The 16,169-nt window shown below is 40.9% G+C and carries 17 protein-coding genes and 1 tRNA gene; 7 read left to right on the forward strand and 11 right to left on the reverse strand.

The window, feature by feature from the left end:
- Positions 1 to 118: 118 nt before the first annotated feature.
- The 5 genes from BK009_RS11740 to BK009_RS11755 are packed head-to-tail and all read right to left on the reverse strand — an operon-like array spanning position 119 to position 6,538.
- The gene (locus tag BK009_RS11740; protein ID WP_100909642.1) at positions 119 to 2,818 is read right to left on the reverse strand and encodes an AAA family ATPase; all 2,700 of its coding nucleotides are present in this window, start codon (positions 2,816 to 2,818) and stop codon (positions 119 to 121) included.
- Positions 2,808 to 3,641, reverse strand: coding sequence for a metallophosphoesterase family protein (locus tag BK009_RS11745; protein ID WP_236950991.1), 834 nt, complete (start codon positions 3,639 to 3,641; stop codon positions 2,808 to 2,810). Before BK009_RS11745 ends, BK009_RS11740 begins: the two co-directional genes overlap by 11 nt.
- Positions 3,638 to 3,952: a DNA repair exonuclease gene (locus BK009_RS12745; protein WP_236950992.1), complete on the reverse strand. Its 315-nt coding sequence runs from the start codon at positions 3,950 to 3,952 to the stop codon at positions 3,638 to 3,640. The genes BK009_RS11745 and BK009_RS12745 overlap by 4 nt, the downstream gene beginning before the upstream one ends.
- Positions 3,952 to 5,484, reverse strand: a complete 1,533-nt coding sequence (locus BK009_RS11750) for a helicase HerA domain-containing protein (RefSeq protein WP_100909643.1) — start codon at positions 5,482 to 5,484, stop codon at positions 3,952 to 3,954. Before BK009_RS11750 ends, BK009_RS12745 begins: the two co-directional genes overlap by 1 nt.
- The gene (locus BK009_RS11755; RefSeq protein ID WP_100909644.1) at positions 5,477 to 6,538 is read right to left on the reverse strand and encodes a DNA double-strand break repair nuclease NurA; all 1,062 of its coding nucleotides are present in this window, start codon (positions 6,536 to 6,538) and stop codon (positions 5,477 to 5,479) included. Before BK009_RS11755 ends, BK009_RS11750 begins: the two co-directional genes overlap by 8 nt.
- Positions 6,539 to 6,682: 144 nt before the next feature.
- Between BK009_RS11755 and BK009_RS11760 the strand changes: the two genes are divergently transcribed.
- Complete coding sequence (locus BK009_RS11760) at positions 6,683 to 7,447, forward strand: hypothetical protein (protein WP_100909645.1); 765 nt, start codon at positions 6,683 to 6,685, stop codon at positions 7,445 to 7,447.
- A 209-nt stretch (positions 7,448 to 7,656) separates the two neighbouring features.
- Here the strand turns inward: BK009_RS11760 and BK009_RS11765 are convergent, their stop codons facing one another.
- Entirely contained in the window at positions 7,657 to 8,166 is a 510-nt protein-coding gene (locus BK009_RS11765; RefSeq protein WP_100909646.1) for a thermonuclease family protein, read from the reverse strand.
- Positions 8,167 to 8,365: 199 nt separating this feature from the next.
- Between BK009_RS11765 and galE the strand changes: the two genes are divergently transcribed.
- Positions 8,366 to 9,334 carry a UDP-glucose 4-epimerase GalE gene (gene galE / locus BK009_RS11770; RefSeq protein WP_100909647.1) on the forward strand — a complete coding sequence of 323 codons (969 nt, stop codon included), beginning with the start codon at positions 8,366 to 8,368 and terminating at the stop codon, positions 9,332 to 9,334.
- A gap of 113 nt (positions 9,335 to 9,447) precedes the next feature.
- Here galE and galU read toward each other — a convergent pair whose 3' ends face one another.
- Complete coding sequence (gene galU / locus BK009_RS11775) at positions 9,448 to 10,293, reverse strand: UTP--glucose-1-phosphate uridylyltransferase GalU (RefSeq protein WP_100909648.1); 846 nt, start codon at positions 10,291 to 10,293, stop codon at positions 9,448 to 9,450.
- A gap of 339 nt (positions 10,294 to 10,632) precedes the next feature.
- Here galU and BK009_RS11780 point away from each other — a divergent pair, with 339 nt between their 5' ends.
- Both BK009_RS11780 and rfbB read left to right on the forward strand, forming a co-directional pair.
- The gene (locus BK009_RS11780) at positions 10,633 to 11,100 is read left to right on the forward strand and encodes a dTDP-4-dehydrorhamnose 3,5-epimerase family protein (RefSeq protein WP_100909649.1); all 468 of its coding nucleotides are present in this window, start codon (positions 10,633 to 10,635) and stop codon (positions 11,098 to 11,100) included.
- 13 nt (positions 11,101 to 11,113) lie between these two features.
- Positions 11,114 to 12,052, forward strand: a complete 939-nt coding sequence (gene rfbB / locus BK009_RS11785; RefSeq protein WP_100906673.1) for a dTDP-glucose 4,6-dehydratase — start codon at positions 11,114 to 11,116, stop codon at positions 12,050 to 12,052.
- An 83-nt stretch (positions 12,053 to 12,135) separates the two neighbouring features.
- On the opposite strand, the gene BK009_RS11790 is transcribed toward rfbB, so the two are convergent.
- On the reverse strand, positions 12,136 to 12,432 hold the full coding sequence (locus BK009_RS11790) for a DUF167 family protein (RefSeq protein ID WP_100904847.1): 297 nt from the start codon (positions 12,430 to 12,432) through the stop codon (positions 12,136 to 12,138).
- 249 nt (positions 12,433 to 12,681) lie between these two features.
- Here BK009_RS11790 and BK009_RS11795 point away from each other — a divergent pair.
- Positions 12,682 to 12,765, forward strand: a tRNA-Leu gene (locus BK009_RS11795).
- A gap of 49 nt (positions 12,766 to 12,814) precedes the next feature.
- Here the strand turns inward: BK009_RS11795 and BK009_RS11800 are convergent.
- Entirely contained in the window at positions 12,815 to 13,225 is a 411-nt protein-coding gene (locus tag BK009_RS11800; RefSeq protein WP_100909650.1) for a DUF371 domain-containing protein, read from the reverse strand.
- A 201-nt stretch (positions 13,226 to 13,426) separates the two neighbouring features.
- Between BK009_RS11800 and BK009_RS11805 the strand changes: the two genes are divergently transcribed.
- Together BK009_RS11805 and BK009_RS11810 are read left to right on the forward strand one after the other, a co-directional pair.
- Positions 13,427 to 14,251, forward strand: a complete 825-nt coding sequence (locus tag BK009_RS11805; RefSeq protein WP_100909651.1) for an MBL fold metallo-hydrolase — start codon at positions 13,427 to 13,429, stop codon at positions 14,249 to 14,251.
- Positions 14,252 to 14,293: 42 nt separating this feature from the next.
- On the forward strand, positions 14,294 to 14,743 hold the full coding sequence (locus BK009_RS11810; RefSeq protein WP_100909652.1) for a GIY-YIG nuclease family protein: 450 nt from the start codon (positions 14,294 to 14,296) through the stop codon (positions 14,741 to 14,743).
- 36 nt (positions 14,744 to 14,779) lie between these two features.
- Here BK009_RS11810 and cfbC read toward each other — a convergent pair whose 3' ends face one another.
- Positions 14,780 to 15,577, reverse strand: coding sequence for a Ni-sirohydrochlorin a,c-diamide reductive cyclase ATP-dependent reductase subunit (gene cfbC, locus BK009_RS11815; RefSeq protein WP_100904843.1), 798 nt, complete (start codon positions 15,575 to 15,577; stop codon positions 14,780 to 14,782).
- A complete protein-coding gene (locus BK009_RS11820) occupies positions 15,574 to 16,047 on the reverse strand; it encodes a CBS domain-containing protein (RefSeq protein WP_100904842.1) in 474 nt (157 codons plus the stop codon). Before BK009_RS11820 ends, cfbC begins: the two co-directional genes overlap by 4 nt.
- Between the last annotated feature and the right edge of the window lie 122 nt (positions 16,048 to 16,169).

Raw genomic sequence — 16,169 nt, forward strand, 5'->3', positions numbered from 1 at the left:
ATGGAAAAGGATTCCAGATATTGGGGCTGGGGTTAAGGTTATAGGGGGAGTAATGTGGGTGAAATTCTGTTGAAATAAATTCCAAATTAAAAAAACCAAATTAAATAATGGAGAATGTTTAAGATTCCGCCAGAAATGAATTACCCTCTTCTTTTTCGATCTTCATGATGTTATCAGCAGCATCCTCCAGATCCGCATCATGGGTAACAATAATCATCTGGGGTATAATGGACATTCTTTTCAATAGATCAATCAGTTCCTGCCGACGATAGGCATCAAGGTGGATGGTGGGTTCATCCAGCATGATCATCTCTAAACTACCTCCAGAGAGTACCTGGGTTATCCCCAACCTCAGAGCAAGGGCCACTGCTATTTTTTCACCCCCACTGATCATGTCCAGACTGCTTTCACCACCAGGACCATAGATAGTCACATCGTAATCCTCATCCAGTCTTACATCGGAGTATTCGAAGTTGAACTTCTCAAACAACTCCCGCGTTTTCTCTTCAATAAGCGGTCTGGATAGGTTTCTCAAATCCTTCTGAACACCATCCTTACCATAAATATCCCGGATAAGATTTAAAAGTTTCAAAAAATCCTTCAAATTCTTTAATTCTGTTTCATATTCCTGGAGGGAGTTCAGTTTCTCTTTTATGGTTTGGATAGAATCTGATAGTTGGTGGAGTTGGCCAACTAGTAACTGCTTCTGGCCACTGAGATCCATCAACTCCTCGTTTTTCAACTCCCATTCCTTCTTAACCCTTTCATGGGATTCTTTATTGTACTTGGAATCTTCAACCACTTTTTGGACTTCTTTCAACTCTTCAAGGGTATCTAGTATTAGCCTCTGGTTTTCATCCATCCGTCGGAGGAGTGAGTCTTTCTGGCTGATTTCACCCATTAAGTGCTGGTATTTTTTACTCAAATCTTCCAGGTAAGCTATTTCTCCAGGGAGGTTTTCCATACTGTCCCCGGCAATTTCCATGAGAATGCTGATCTTCTTCTTCAACTCTCTTATGGATGCTTTAATTTCATCTAAACCGGACAAATGTTCTTCATAATCTCCAAGGGATTCCAGAGAACCACGAGCAGCTAGATACTTCTCATAATTTCCTTTAATATCCTGAAGTTTAGATTTATTCTGGGCAATATCCTTTTCAATTTTCTCCAGGATAACCATCTTCTCATCCAGTTCCTTGAGATTGGAATTAATGTTTTTAATTTCCTGCCGGTTTTCATCCACGGATTTCAGATATTCATTCAAGATCCCAAGATTTATACTTTGAATCCGGAAATGCTGGGTGTCCAAGTTCTTTTTTTTATCCTCAATTCCTTTCAATTTTTCCTTCAAAATCTCAGATCTTTGATGGTTGTTTTCTAGTTCCGACTGGTAATCTGTTATCAGTTCATCTCTCTTCTGAGGAGTGATGGTAGATTTACAGATTGGACAAAGCTCTTTAACCCGTTCCAGTTCCTTTATAGGTTTATCCAGGTTCTCACTTTTAACTTGCAGGTTTGATAATTCCCTTTTTAACTCCTGAATAGATTCAGAAGCATCCTGGATTTCCTCCTCTAATTGAGGTTTGAAGGTGGATAAATGATCCTGGAATTCTTCCACAGATTCAAATTCAGTACTCAGGATCTGGTTGTTTTTTTCTAGAACACGATTTATCTTCTCCAGGGACTGGTTGATTTTAACCTCAACTTTGGACCTTCTTTCTCTGTACTGCTGAATAAGTACGCGGCTTCCTTCAAACTGGTCCTTGGCATACTGCAAATTATTAATTTCATCGTCTAAACGAGAGTAATCATTGTAATACTGTTCATTTTCATTCAAAATATCTCTAAAATGTTCAATGTCATCCTGGATCTTAACTATTTTTTTTTCATCTTTTTGCAGATCCTTTAACTCTTTAATCCTATCCTGAAGATTTTTTAAAACTTCAAGTTTCTTTAAACGTGGTTTCACACGATTAATTTCCTCTTCTTTAATGATAATTTCACTTAACTGGTTATCCAGATCTTTTTTGGTTTTTTCAAGCTGTTCAAGGAAGTCTGTCTTGGATTTCAGGATGGTGGTGGATTTTTCAAATTCTAGACTCCTTCTATCTAGAATTTCCTTCTTTTCCCTGAGCAGATCAGATTCAATGATATTTTCCTCTCTTTTAAGATTGATATCTTTAATTTGGATGGATAATTCCTTTTGCTTATGTTTTTTGGTCTGAAATTCATCCTTCAAGCCTTCAGAGGATTCTATCCTGCCCTCTAGTCGGATTTTTTCTTCTTTGTATCTGTCCAGGATGATTTTTATATTTTTCCAGGCCTTTTCCAGGGAATCAATACCCAAAAGCCTTCCAATCATTTGCTTCTTTTCTGATGAAGTTTTCTCAATGAGATCAGCTATCTCTCCCTGCCGAACATAGACTGCGTTGAGGAACAGATCTCCATCCATATCCAAAAGGTTTTGAACTTCCATTGTCACCTGCCTATCTCCTGAAACTAGTGACTGGAATCTTCCACCCTCTTTAATCTTCATAATGGCTTTAGATGATGTTTTACTCCGTTCCCGCAGTACCCGGTAGGTTCGACCATGGCTAGTGAACTGGATCTCTACGGACATCCTTTTCTGGCCAATGGTTATAAGTTGTTCAATTTTTTTACTGGTGTATTGTTTAAAGAGTCCAAAACTCACTGCTTCCAGGATACTGGACTTACCCGCACCATTTCCACCTAATATTATTGATATGCCAGTATCAAAATCGATACTGGTATCCTGGTGAGATTTGAAGTTCTTCATATGGAGACTTTCAATGATCATATAACTCCTCGTAGAAATTCCGGACCATATCTTCTGCAGTCTTTAGATCACCATCAGATAACTCTCTCAAGAGTCCGGTTGCCAGTTCATTAATCTGCTGGTTGTTAAAATCCTTGAGATTATATTCAATCATCTTTTTAATATCCAGAGCTTCTTTCCCATCTTCAAAAGGATTTTTTTCATCTTCAACTATAGTGGGCCGGTAGTTAGACCTCAGTGCCAGGCATGAATCTGATAAAGCCTGATTTAAAGTTTCATAAATCTCGGAACGGCTGAAATTTCCCCCTTCCACAGTCACCATTAGCATGGGCTTCTTTTGAAGGCTGTTGATATATTCATTAATTCGTGATAGCTCATCCTGGAGCCGGCTGTACTTGATGGTTTCTTTTATAAATTCCCTGGGAAGTTTAAGGTCAATATTTTCGATTTCAGGCATATCTCCATTGATATCCACCAGATAAAATCCTTTACCGTTCTTTTTATAACCTTCAACCTCGTTGGATCGCCATATCTCTGTGGAACCAGGGTATGCCAATTTCCCCTCCCCAAAGTCATCCACCACCCTTTCGTGGATGTGGCCAAAGGCACAGTAGTTGAAACTCTGAGGCACATCCCCAATTTTAAGCTCATATTCATAGGGAATGTAACGATCGATTCCCTGATGAAGCACCAGAATTCGCTTTTCATATGTTTTGGAGGACTTTTCAATATCTTCCAGGCGTTCAATTAATTGTTTGGAATGGTACTTGGATGTGTAGGGTGCACCCCCAATGAAAACATCCTTTTCGATATAATATGGGTTACGGGGACTTATGAGATTCAAACCAAAGTCTTTAAATAAAATTTGGGGGGAAGGGCATTTTTACGCATCACAACATCATGGTTACCGGCAATGGCATATATTGGAATTTTTGCTTCTTTCAACCTTAAAATACCCTTTTGTGCAGTTAACAGGGCCCTGGTTGGGGGTCTTGAATACTCGAATAGATCACCAGAGTGAATGGCAAAATCAGGCCTTTCACTTACTACTTCCTCAATAGCCTGATCAAAAACCTCAAAAAAGTCATTTTCCCGTTCTGCAAGTCCATACTGGCGGTAACCCATATGAGTATCAGCTAAATGGGCAAATTGCATCAGTAATCTCCTCCCAAATCCTCATATTCCATTTTCTGTTCTTCAAGGAGTTTTTCCTCTTTTTTATGGGATTTTGACCATTCCTCCACAATGTTAAGGTCTCCACCTGTGATTTTCCCCTGGAATTCATCTATCTTAATCAGGGTGGGGATGCGAGTCATTAAACCCAGCACTATGGCCTCCCCAATATTCAGGGAGGGAAGTTGAGCTATCAGGTCATCACTCAAACTTTCACTGGCCCGTTGCACATGGCTCTGGTCAGTGGGCTCCACCAGGCGCAGAATTATCATATTATTAGCTTGGGAAAGGGCATCGGAATCCAAGGATTTAGGGCTCTGGCTCACCAGACACAGTCCCACTGAAAACTTACGCCCCTCACGGGCAATTCTACTTATCCACAGTTTAGATTCTGTTTTCCTATTCTGAGGAGCCAGAATATGGGCTTCTTCCAGGATCAAAAATATGGGAAACTCCAAACCCTCCCCACTTCTTAAAAACTCTTTACGGCTCTTTAAAACGTTTCGGAGAATATGGCTAACCACCACATCCGAGGCAAACTCATCCACCGAACCCAGATCCAGAATATTAGCCTTCCCCACCTTCAAACTGCCAATAATATCCTTTGCCTCCAGACTGAGTATGTTCCCGTATTTATCCCGCATATGGTCCAGTTTGTTTAAGACATCGGCTATTGATTTTTTATCCCCGGAATTAGTGGATTTAGCCTCGGGATCCTCGGATTCAGCTAACCATCCTTCTAATTTACTTATGATTAGGGTAATGAAATCTTTACCAGTAGTTGAACTCTGTATTAGGCTGTTACGCGCGGATTTATATGCTTTTAAAAAGTACCTTTCCTGGACATAGGCATTGGGGGGTATGTTGGCTAACTTTTTAATCTCACCAAAGGAGAGGTAGAGGGGGTTGATCTGGGGATGCATTACATTAACCTTATCCTTCCCAAAATCAGTGTTCACATACTCGGAGTGCATGTCAAATATCAGAACACTCCCATTAACCTTCAGGAGGCCATCTACAATGACTGAAACTGTATTTGACTTCCCGGCACCGGTCATGGCCAGGACTGCCAGGTGTCTGGTCACCATTTTGTTGATATCCACTTCTATACCCACTTCTTTCTGGGTTATGAGGTTTCCAAGTTTCAAACCATACCGGTCCACCTTGAATATCCTCTTCAGTATCTGTGAATCAGCAACCTGTATCTCGGTTCCTGGTGGTGCTGGTGTACGGGGAATGCGAAGATCATCATTAATATCTCCCAGTATCTTAACTGTTCCCTTTACGTAATGGTCGTCACCTTCAATTGCCTTAATTTTTTCAATGGTTAAAGGGTCGTAGATTTGATCATTAATGGAAACACTACCTCTTACCAGTGATTCAATCATCCCCAGCACGTTTTTACCATCATATTTAAGGGAGACGTATGCACCCACCCTGGGCATTTTCTTGGACACGAAACTCAAATCCACCAGTGAGGTTTCACCTATGCATCTTCCAATAACTTCATTCATTTAACATTTCCCTCCCACTCTTCTCCAGGAACCCAATTATCTTTGAAAGGTTCATAAGATCATTTTTACGGATAACCACGTCATTATGAGCTTTTTTTAATAATAAAGGATATCCTTCGGCGCTGATCTTCTTTATACTTTTCAGCAACTCTTTTATATCCTCTTCAGTAGCGTAGTACGGTAATTCAAACTTCAGAATGTTTTTATGATCCTCCAGTCTGGCATAGAAAATAGTAAAGATCAAACTCTTCAGAAAATCATTTCTAACTGGGAAATCCCTTTTAACCCCGGAGACATTGGAATGTCGGGGTTGGGAATATCCCTGTTTCTTACTGTGCATATCAAATATAGCCATGTCCGGTATTTTCGAACCAAAGTATTCAGTACTGGTAGATGTTTTGGAGATTGCCACTATTTTTTGTTTTTGTTCCATTAGCGTGCTGATAACCAGCAGGTTCTCCAGGTTTTCCAGATAGATCATTGGTTCTGGGTTGTCTTTAAATTCTGATGCAATCAAATCCTCAAGTTTTGAGGAGGTTATTTTCACATCAGAACTCCTTATCTCTTCTTCGAGGATGGGTAGATATTTTTCCCTTATCCTCTCTTTCACCTGTTCTTTGAGTTCTCTTTCAATGGGGAATGGTCTGATGAGGTTCCCTAAGATGGATCCATCAAAGAGGAATAAATCAACATCATATTCTGCAAACATCCTCAGGGCATTTTTAATTTCAAATATGCCCATGTAACTCCTTAAACGGTCATCAACATATTTATGATGGGATATGATATCGATCTCAGAGCTTTCAATCCTTCCAAGGCCATGGGGGGTGTGTATTATGCCTTCTGCATCAATGGCATAGAATATGAATGGTAAAAATTTACGTTTATTTATGCTACCATCACCGGCAGCAATACTCACCTCCTGAGTATTTTCTTCCAGGGGGTGATCAACCCATTGCCTGGAAGCATCTACTTGGGAGTATCCAATTTCCTCTACTTTTTGTTGGATGTCATCTCTCTTTTTCAAGGCCTTTTCATAAAGTGAATCCAGCATTTAATCCTCCAAAATAAATATAAAAGGTTTTTTGTAAGTTTTTGGGATAAATAAGCAGGTAATAGTAATTGAGCATCACCAATTATATGTAACTCCTTAATTTAAAACTTTATTTATTTAATAGGGAGGAACCAAACTATAGATATGAACATCCTCACATCCCAACAGAAAAGGGTCTTAAACGGCATCAAATACTTCAGTGCAGAATACCATGGAGGAGTTCCCTACAAAATCCTGAAACTGGACCTGGACACAACTGAAGAAGACCTTAACCCCATTTTAGAATACTTGGAGAAGGGAAATTACATATCCCTCCAGGATGGTGTAATTCTCCTGGAAGAAAACAGGGGCAGTGGTGAAGGCGGAGCTGTTCAAGGAGAGACACAGTTAAAGGAAATCCCTATAGTGGATTCTTCAAAGGTAACCGTTGAAGATACAAGTTCACCAGACAGTGATCAATGGGCCATGGACAATGCCCTAACTTCAAATACTGAGGACATGGGTATTGGTACTCCTGATGTGGAAAATAGGGATGATAATGATCAGCCGGCGGTTGGTGTAGAAACTCCTGAGGGTATTGTAGAAATAGAAAAGGTTCTCCCTAAGGAAGGAGAAGCTAACCTCAGCAACGACAAGGATGATGAGTTAACAGATGCTCATGAAGAAGCAGTAGAAGTTGAACTGGAGGAACAGTTCTCGGAAAAGGAACTGAAGGCCATGGAGTTAATTCAAAAATTGGTGGATGAATCCGGGAACATTTCCAGGACATTGCTGGAGGGCACTTTCCTCTACGCGGAATTGGAGTTAAGCAGCATCGGCATGTACAATCTGGTAACCTCCCTGGAAAATAAGGGAATTATAAAGAAAATTAAGCTTACTGATGGGGAGTACTATAGGTTCACTCCTTAATTATCATATTATAAACTAATTCAGATTTTTTTTCTTCATAATCCCTTATTTTTGATATTATTAAGGATTATAATCTAATTCCAACGCTATACATCCTATTTTGATATATAAATTCTATTTTAATTTATGGTATGCTTTCTAAACTATAATTAAATTACAAATACACTTAATCAATATTATTAGGGGCATAATGGTAGTTTATTCAATTATTATGTCCATTTATAAGGATTGAACTCCGATGGGGGAATATACATCACCTCAGCATAACCCTTCTTCAAGAGCTCCTGGTTGAGGTTCACACCACCCACGTAGACCACGGCCAGTGTACGGTCATACTTGTCCTTGTTCTTAGCATCATCAATATCCAGGCCCACGGTTTTACCCAGACACATATTTTTAACGTATTCCTTGGCTTCCTGATAACCGGAATCTCCCCTTTCTGGAGTGTTAACCCCTACAAAGCGCACTCTACCCACTCCCTCCACATCTATGGTATCTCCATCCACCACCTTGTAACACTTACCACTTACCTCCGCGTGGGGACTGTTGGAGTTGGATGAACTGGTGGTAGTGGTAGTGCTTGGAACTGCAGTGGAACTGGAGCTACTGTTATTGGAAGATGAAGGTGTGTAATTCAGTGGATCTAAGTCATCATGGGTGCAACCAGAAACCGACACTACTATGATACATAACATAAATAAAACGTATACTCGGCGCATATTTATCCTCTTAATACTAGTTTTTCAGAATCAATCAGTTTCTTTTTAATTAATAAGATGATTTTATAACATATAAATTTACTTCCCTTTATTTCCATTAGTAATTCTTTCATTGGTAATTCGTCCACATGTATCCATATTTCGGAGTGGAGATCCATACTCGATGCAATTAAATGCAATAATAATCTAACCATTACCCATGATACTGGTAACTGGAGGGGCAGGATACATAGGCTCCCATGCCAATAAGGAGCTTAACCTGGCAGGATACGAAACAGTGGTTCTGGATAACATGAGCTACGGACATGAGGACTTCCTGAAATGGGGAGTCTTTGAAGAAGTGGATCTTGGTGATCTGGAATCAATCCGGAATGTGTTCCGGAAGTATGAGATAGAAGCAGTGATGCACTTTGCAGCATTCACCTATGTAGGGGAATCAGTGGAAGACCCCCAGAAATACTACCTCAACAACCTCCGAAACACCCTGAACCTCCTCCAGGTGATGAATGAATTCAAGGTGAAGAAACTGGTTTTCTCTTCAACCTGCGCCACCTACGGAAACCCCCAGAAAATACCATTAACCGAGGACCACCCCCAGGACCCCATAAACCCCTACGGCCAGGGTAAACTCATGGTGGAAAAGGTCTTAAAGGACTACAGCTCTGCATATGGGCTTCGTTATGTTTCCCTCCGTTACTTCAACGCTGCCGGTGCGGATCCAGAATGTGAAGTGGGGGAAAGACATGACCCGGAAACCCACCTCATACCACTCATACTGGACGCTGCCATGGGTAAAAGAGAAGATATTAAGATATTTGGAACTGACTACCCCACACCGGACGGTACCTGCATCAGGGATTACATACATGTCACTGATCTAGCTGATGCCCATATAAAAGCCCTTAAATACTTAGAATCCGGGGGAAGTAGTGAAGTATTCAACCTGGGAAACGGTAATGGATTCTCAGTCCGGGAAGTAATAGAAGAAGCCAGAAAAGTCACCGGAAAAGAGATAAAATCCACTGAAACTGATAGGCGACCGGGTGATCCTCCTGTCCTGGTTGGAAGTTCTCAGAAAGCCCGAAACATTCTTAAATGGCAACCCCAATGTGATGACTTGACTAAAATCATCAGCACGGCCTGGGAGTGGCATAAAAAGGATAATTAAAATGAATAAATGATTTTGATTAATTAAATGATTTTGGCAAATTATAATAAGATATCTGGATATTAAAGATTTTTTAAGGATTCCTTAATTCCAAGGATTCCTTAAAATGGTATTCATTTTATAATATTCTTCAAATACTCCCTTAGCTCCTCACTAACTGCAGGATCCTGCAATGCAATTTCCAGGGAGCTTTTAAGCCATTCCACATTGTTCCCAATATCATACATTTTCCCATCAAATATATGGCCGTATATATTGTCCAACTGTCTCATGGCATCAGTTAACTGTATCTCCCCACCCACACCTGGTGGCACTTCCTCAATATGGTCGAATATCTCTGATTCCAGCACGTAACGTCCGGTTATGGCTAGATCAGATGGGGCATCCTCAGGGCGGGGTTTTTCCACCATATCCTCGATTTTATAAACAGAATCTTCAACCTTTTGGCCCTTAATTATTCCATAACGTTCAATCTTATCATAGGGTACTCTTTCAATGGCAATGGCAGATGCATTATACTTTTCATGCACGTCCAGTAATTGTTTGGTGCAGGGAACTTTTGACTGGCTAATGGTATCTCCTAAAAGCACGGCAAAAGGCTGTCCATCAATATGTTTCTTGGCGCAGAGTATGGCATCCCCCAATCCCTTCTGTTTCTTCTGCCTCACATAATAAATATCAGCCATTTCAGATATGGCTTCCACTTCCACCAGGTAATCCATTTTTCCACAGTTACGTAGGGAGTACTCCAGTTCAAAAGAACGGTCGAAGTGATCCTCAATGGATCGTTTTCCTTTACCGGTGATAATCAGTATGTCATCAATTCCAGAGGCCACAGCCTCTTCCACCACGTACTGAATGGTTGGTTTATTGTAAACTGGTAACATTTCTTTGGGCTGGGCCTTGGTAGCCGGTAAAAACCGGGTTCCAAGTCCTGCAGCAGGTATAACCGCTTTCATAATCTTGCCTCCTTATTCTCAGGTATGCCCAGCATCCAATCCTGAATTATTTTACTGGGACTTGTAATTAGATAATGATGAAGTTTTGAGTGTAATTATAAAACTATTCCAATTTATTCCAAAATAACCTTTGCGCATTTAACATTGTTTTCCACATAGTAAATATCCGGAAATTAGTCTTCCTATGATTTTGATGATGATGGGATGAGTCTTGACTCCTACGATATTGGTATGGGGCCTTGAATTTCATTCTCCTCACCTTACTAGAAGACCATCAATAGTAATGGTTAATAAGAGAGAGATATATAAAACTTTCCAAGAAGAATTAACGGTGTATTTATGATTGACGGCGTAAAAATAAAGAATCTCAAAGTCATCCCTGATGAAAGGGGCTGGCTCATGGAAATATTAAGATGTGACGATGATATCTATCAGGAATTCGGACAGGTTTACCTGACCACAGCCTATCCCGGAGTGGTGAAGGCCTGGCATTTACACAAAAAACAGACTGACAACTTCACCTGTGTTCACGGTATGATGAAGGTGGCACTCTATGATAGCAGGGAAGACTCACCCACCTATGGGGAAATAAACGAATTTTTCATAGGGGACAGGAATCCAATGCTAATAAGCGTACCTCCACTGGTTTACCATGGGTTTAAATCAGTGGGTGATGAAACCGCCTTCTTTGTAAGTGTTCCCACGTTGGCCTTCAACTACGATGAACCGGATGAATACCGCCTTGATCCAGACACTGATGAAATCCCCTATGATTGGATACTGGATGAAAACAAAAAACACGGATAAAATTGGTGGTTTAATGAAGATTCTAATTACCGGTGGTGCAGGATTCATTGGATCCAACTTCGTGCACCATCTATGTGAAAATGATGACTATGAAATAGTGGTCCTGGACAAGTTAACCTATGCTGGTGACCTGGAAAACCTCAATGGAATCCGTGACAAAATCGAATTTGTCAAGGGAGCCATAGAAGATGAGGAGCTGGTCTCCCACTTAATGAGGGATTGTGATATGGTGGTGAACTTCGCTGCCGAAACCCACGTGGACCGATCCATTGAGGATCCTGGAGTATTCGTTAAAACCGATGTTATCGGAACCTACAACCTACTGGAAAATGTTCGAAAATACGATGTGGAACGTTACCTGCAGATATCCACCGATGAAGTCTACGGAAGCATAGAATCAGGTTCATTCACAGAGGAAAGTAATCTGGACCCTTCCAGTCCCTACTCAGCCAGTAAAGCTGGTGGAGACCTCCTGGTAGGGGCCTACTGGAAAACATACGACACCCCAGTGATCACCACCCGGAGCAGTAACAACTTCGGACCCCGCCAGTACCCGGAAAAACTGATACCACTATTTATCCTAAACGCAATGCAGAATAAATCCCTACCAGTCTATGGTGATGGGAAAAATGTCCGGGACTGGATATACGTAATGGACAACTGCAAAGGAATAGAAACTGCCCTCCTTAAGGGTAAACTGGGAGAAGTCTACAACATTGGTGGGGGAAACGAGAAGAACAACCTGGAAATAACCCGCCTCATACTGGAACTACTGGACAAACCAGAAAGTCTGATAACCTTTGTGGAAGACCGTTTGGGTCATGACCGGCGTTACTCACTGGACTCAGCCAAGGTAATGAAACTGGGCTGGAAGCCAGAGTATTCATTTGAAGATGCATTAAAAGAAACTGTCAAATGGTATAAAGAGAACTACTCCCGTTACTTAGAGTAAATATGTGCTATTTAAAAAGCACAACACATTTTTTTTTAATTTCACTCTTTTGATAAGAATTTTTCAAGAATAAATATAATGTTCTAAAATTTAATAAAATTCTCTAAAAGTTTGTGAAAATCTTCTTCATCCATATCATATATTAAAATGGTCTTCTGCCGGCTTTTATGTCCGGCAACAATGTCGGTTTCATGGCCGGTAAGGCTTGAGAATTCTTTCATGAGTTCCTTGTTGGCTTTACCCTTGGTGGGGGGTGATTTGAGTTTCACTTCCAGGGTTTTCCTCCACTCATTGTAACCGGCTATCTGGAATTTATCCGACTTAGGGGACACTTCTATCATCACTGTTATCCCCTGGGGAGTGGTTTGAACTGCCTGCATAAAATAACATCCTGTATAAATCAAACGATTTTATGTATCCTATTCTAATTTCTATTATTTAATTACTTAAAACCATTAAAATAATTCTCAAATACTGGGAATACCTCGGTAATAATTATTAGTTTATTCTCACTTTAAAAAGGTGCTTTTAAACCATTTAAATAGGGTTCCACTCACTAACGGTAACCTTTAAATAGGGTAAGTGAGAGAAGATGGTATGCTTCACTCTCTTGTGTGAGAATTAGCACAGCAGGGGTGGTCGAGCGGTCAAAGGCGCTAGGTTGAGGGCCTAGTGGGTGAGTCCCTTCGCGGGTTCGAATCCCGTCCCCTGCACTTCAAATAAACTAATTTTTATAGGTTGGATATATTTTCTAAACATTTTTTAGACTTTTATGGTTACTTTTAATGATTTTCCATCTGCCAGATCCCTTACCAGATCCTGATCCAGATCCAGGGCTGCCTTATCAGCGTGTATCATCAGGGTTCGGCTGCAGGTGTAATCACTTTTCCGACAAACCATGTCGGTGGGATGATCCAGGGAGAGTTTGGGATGCCCGTATCCGGTTATAACATCCTTTGAATTTTCAGTTTCCAGTATAACCTGAATCTTGGTATCTTCGTCCTGGATGGCCTCTTTCATCTGTGAGGGAAGGTCATTTAAGGATACTTTTGATGACACTCCCACAATACAATCCGCTGCCAATCCTATTTCCTCATCCTGGGTCACTTCGAATGTGGTTCTGTGTTTGGAAGTTACGTTATGATGTCCATGTGCTTTGAATGTGTATTCCATTTCTTCACCGTGATTTTTTTTTTATTGATGTTTTAGGTTTTTATAGGTTTTTTTTAGTTGGGATTTAATGATTTTAACTATTTGCAGTCAATGAATAATTGCTTAATTGATAGTGATACCTTAATGATAATTGATTAGTGTGAAGATTATAATAATTAAGAATGAGTTAAATAATCCAAATAATATGTTTCAGGTGTTCCCATGAAGATCAGATGTGTAGTCGATAACAGGGCAGGATTCAAATCAAGTTTATATGCAGAGCACGGATTTTCCTTACTAATAGCGAAAGAGGGTAAAAATCTCATGGTAGATACCGGGAAGACTCCCTCAGTTTTAAAACACAACATGGACCTCATGGGAATCAACTCCGTGGATAAAGTGTTGATCAGCCACGGGCACAACGACCACACTGGGGGCATATCTGCCATTATGGATAGTAAAATCAATGTTAAAGCTGATGAAACCAAATTCTTCATCCATCCCGAGGCAATGGGTCCTAAATACGCTGTGGAACCTGGTAACCAACGTTACATTGGCTTTCCTCAAAATATTAACCCGGAAACTCTTAACCTGGAATGGGTCACTGAGAATACCCGAATAAATGAGGATATGTGGATATTCAACCAGGTGGAAGATCATTCTGGTTTTGAACCCATACCAGAATATCTGAGGGTTAGGGAAGATGGGAAATGTTTACCAGATAAGTTTAAGGATGAATTGAATCTGGTGATTAAAACAGATAATGGACTGGTTGTAATTTCAGGCTGTGCCCATAGGGGTATAATCAACATTCTCTATTCGGTTAGGGAATACTTCCAGGATGATATATATGGTGTTATTGGAGGATCACACCTAATGGACGCTCCTGGGGAGAGGATAGAAAAGACAGTGGAATCATTCAAAAAACTGGACCCCGAAATCATTGCCCTAGGTCATTGCACAGGTTTTGAAGGTTTATGCAGGTTTAAAGGGGAATTTGGTGAGAAATTCATCCCACTGGACTCTGGTGCTGAAATCATGATCTAAAGCCTGAAATCATGATCTGGATTTATGGATGAGAGTCGTTATATGGTCAGAAAAACTATTTTAAAGGGAACTTACTGTCTTTTAATAGACTTAAATAGAAATGAGTCTATAGGGATTGGTAAAAAGGGAGAAATCCAATTTAAAAAGGGAGTTTATGTCTATGTGGGTTCGGCCCTCAACTCGTTGGAGGGAAGGATCAGAAGACACCTCCGGAAGAATAAAAAGATGCATTGGCATGTGGACTACCTGTTGGATAATTCAAGTTCCGGAATAATTGACGTCTTCTACAATGCCGATGGTGTTAAACACGAATGTGAACTGGCCAAGGAGATATCAATTAATGGGGGAAAGATTGAGGGTTTTGGTTGTTCTGATTGTAAATGTCCGGCGCATCTATTCTATTTTCAAAATGAGTCCCAGGCTACTTTAAACTGCCTGGAAGGGTTTAAAAAATTAAAATTAGAGGTTAAAACACTTGAAGATCTCGATTAAATATTTCTTTTTGAAATTATCGATTAAATGTTTTTCTTACTGAAATCCCCGGAAAAATTCATCAAATTCATCAGCATCCATTGGCTGGGGGATCACGAAGTCATCATTTTCTAAAACGGCCTTTGATAGTTCTCTGTATTTTTGGGCCTGTTCAGATTCTGGGAACTTCTCCAGGACGGTCTTGGCATGGATTTCACTCTGCTGAACCAGTTCGCTACGGGGAATAACACCTATAACCTTACTACCAATCTGGTGGGCGAATTCTTCCACAATCTCCAGTTCCCTGTGAATACCTCTGCAGTTACAGATAATACCTCCGAGATTGCTTTTAAGTTTCTTTATACCTTTGGAGATGTTGTTTGCTGCGTAGAGGGCCATGTATTCGCCGGAGGTGACGATGTACACTTCATCGGCATAGTCCTCCCTGAGGGGTACTGCAAATCCTCCGCAGACCACGTCACCTAGTACATCGTAGATTATGACGTCTGGGTCCCGGCTGAAGACTTCCAAGTTCTCCAGGAGTTTCATGGCTACAATAACTCCCCTTCCTGCGCAGCCAACTCCCGGTTCGGGTCCTCCGCTTTCCACGCACATCACTCCACCGTATCCTGGGAAGAGAACATCCTCTTCCTGGGCATCCCTTTTTTCTTTCAGGATATCTAGGATGGTGGGGATCCTTCGCCCCACCAGGGTACGGGTGGTGTCTGCTTTTGGGTCGCATCCAATAACCAGAACATCCTTATCAGCGGAGTAGGATGCTGCCAGGTTGGAGACAGTGGTGGATTTTCCAATGCCTCCCTTACCATAAATAGCTATGTGCTTGCTCTTACTCATCCCCTCACCATGGCTCCGATAATGTCTCCCCTGGTGACGATGCCCACCATGTTCCCCTCGGCATCCACCACTGGCAGTCGTTTAACATCATGGGTGTCCATGAGCTGGGCAGCATCGGAAATATCATCCTCAGGTTTGATGGTTATGACTTTTTTGGTCATAATTTCCCCGATGAGTAGGGATGCGGCTTTGTTCATGTCTTCGGCTATTTCATCCATTTCGTATTTCATACGTACTGGTAGTTCGATTAAGTCGAGGGGTGATGGTAGGATCAGTCTGATGTGGGGGGAGTGAACCTCCAGGAGTCGCATGATATCACCTTCACTGATGATTCCCACTACTTTGCCTTCCTTATTCACCACTGGTGCTCCGCTGATCTTGTTTTCACGTAGGCTTCCAGCCACGTCAATGATGCGATCGTCTGTTTGGAATTTGATTACTTCTTTTTCCATGGCGTCCTGAATTTTCACTTATATCAACTCCTTTTCCATGAACAATTCTCAATTTATTACCATAAACCTATGCTTTTTATTTTAACACACATCTCTATTAGTATGACCTTACTTGGGATATAATTTTTCTATTTTTTCAC

The organism is Methanobacterium subterraneum, assembly GCF_002813695.1.
Taxonomy (GTDB): domain Archaea; phylum Methanobacteriota; class Methanobacteria; order Methanobacteriales; family Methanobacteriaceae; genus Methanobacterium; species Methanobacterium subterraneum.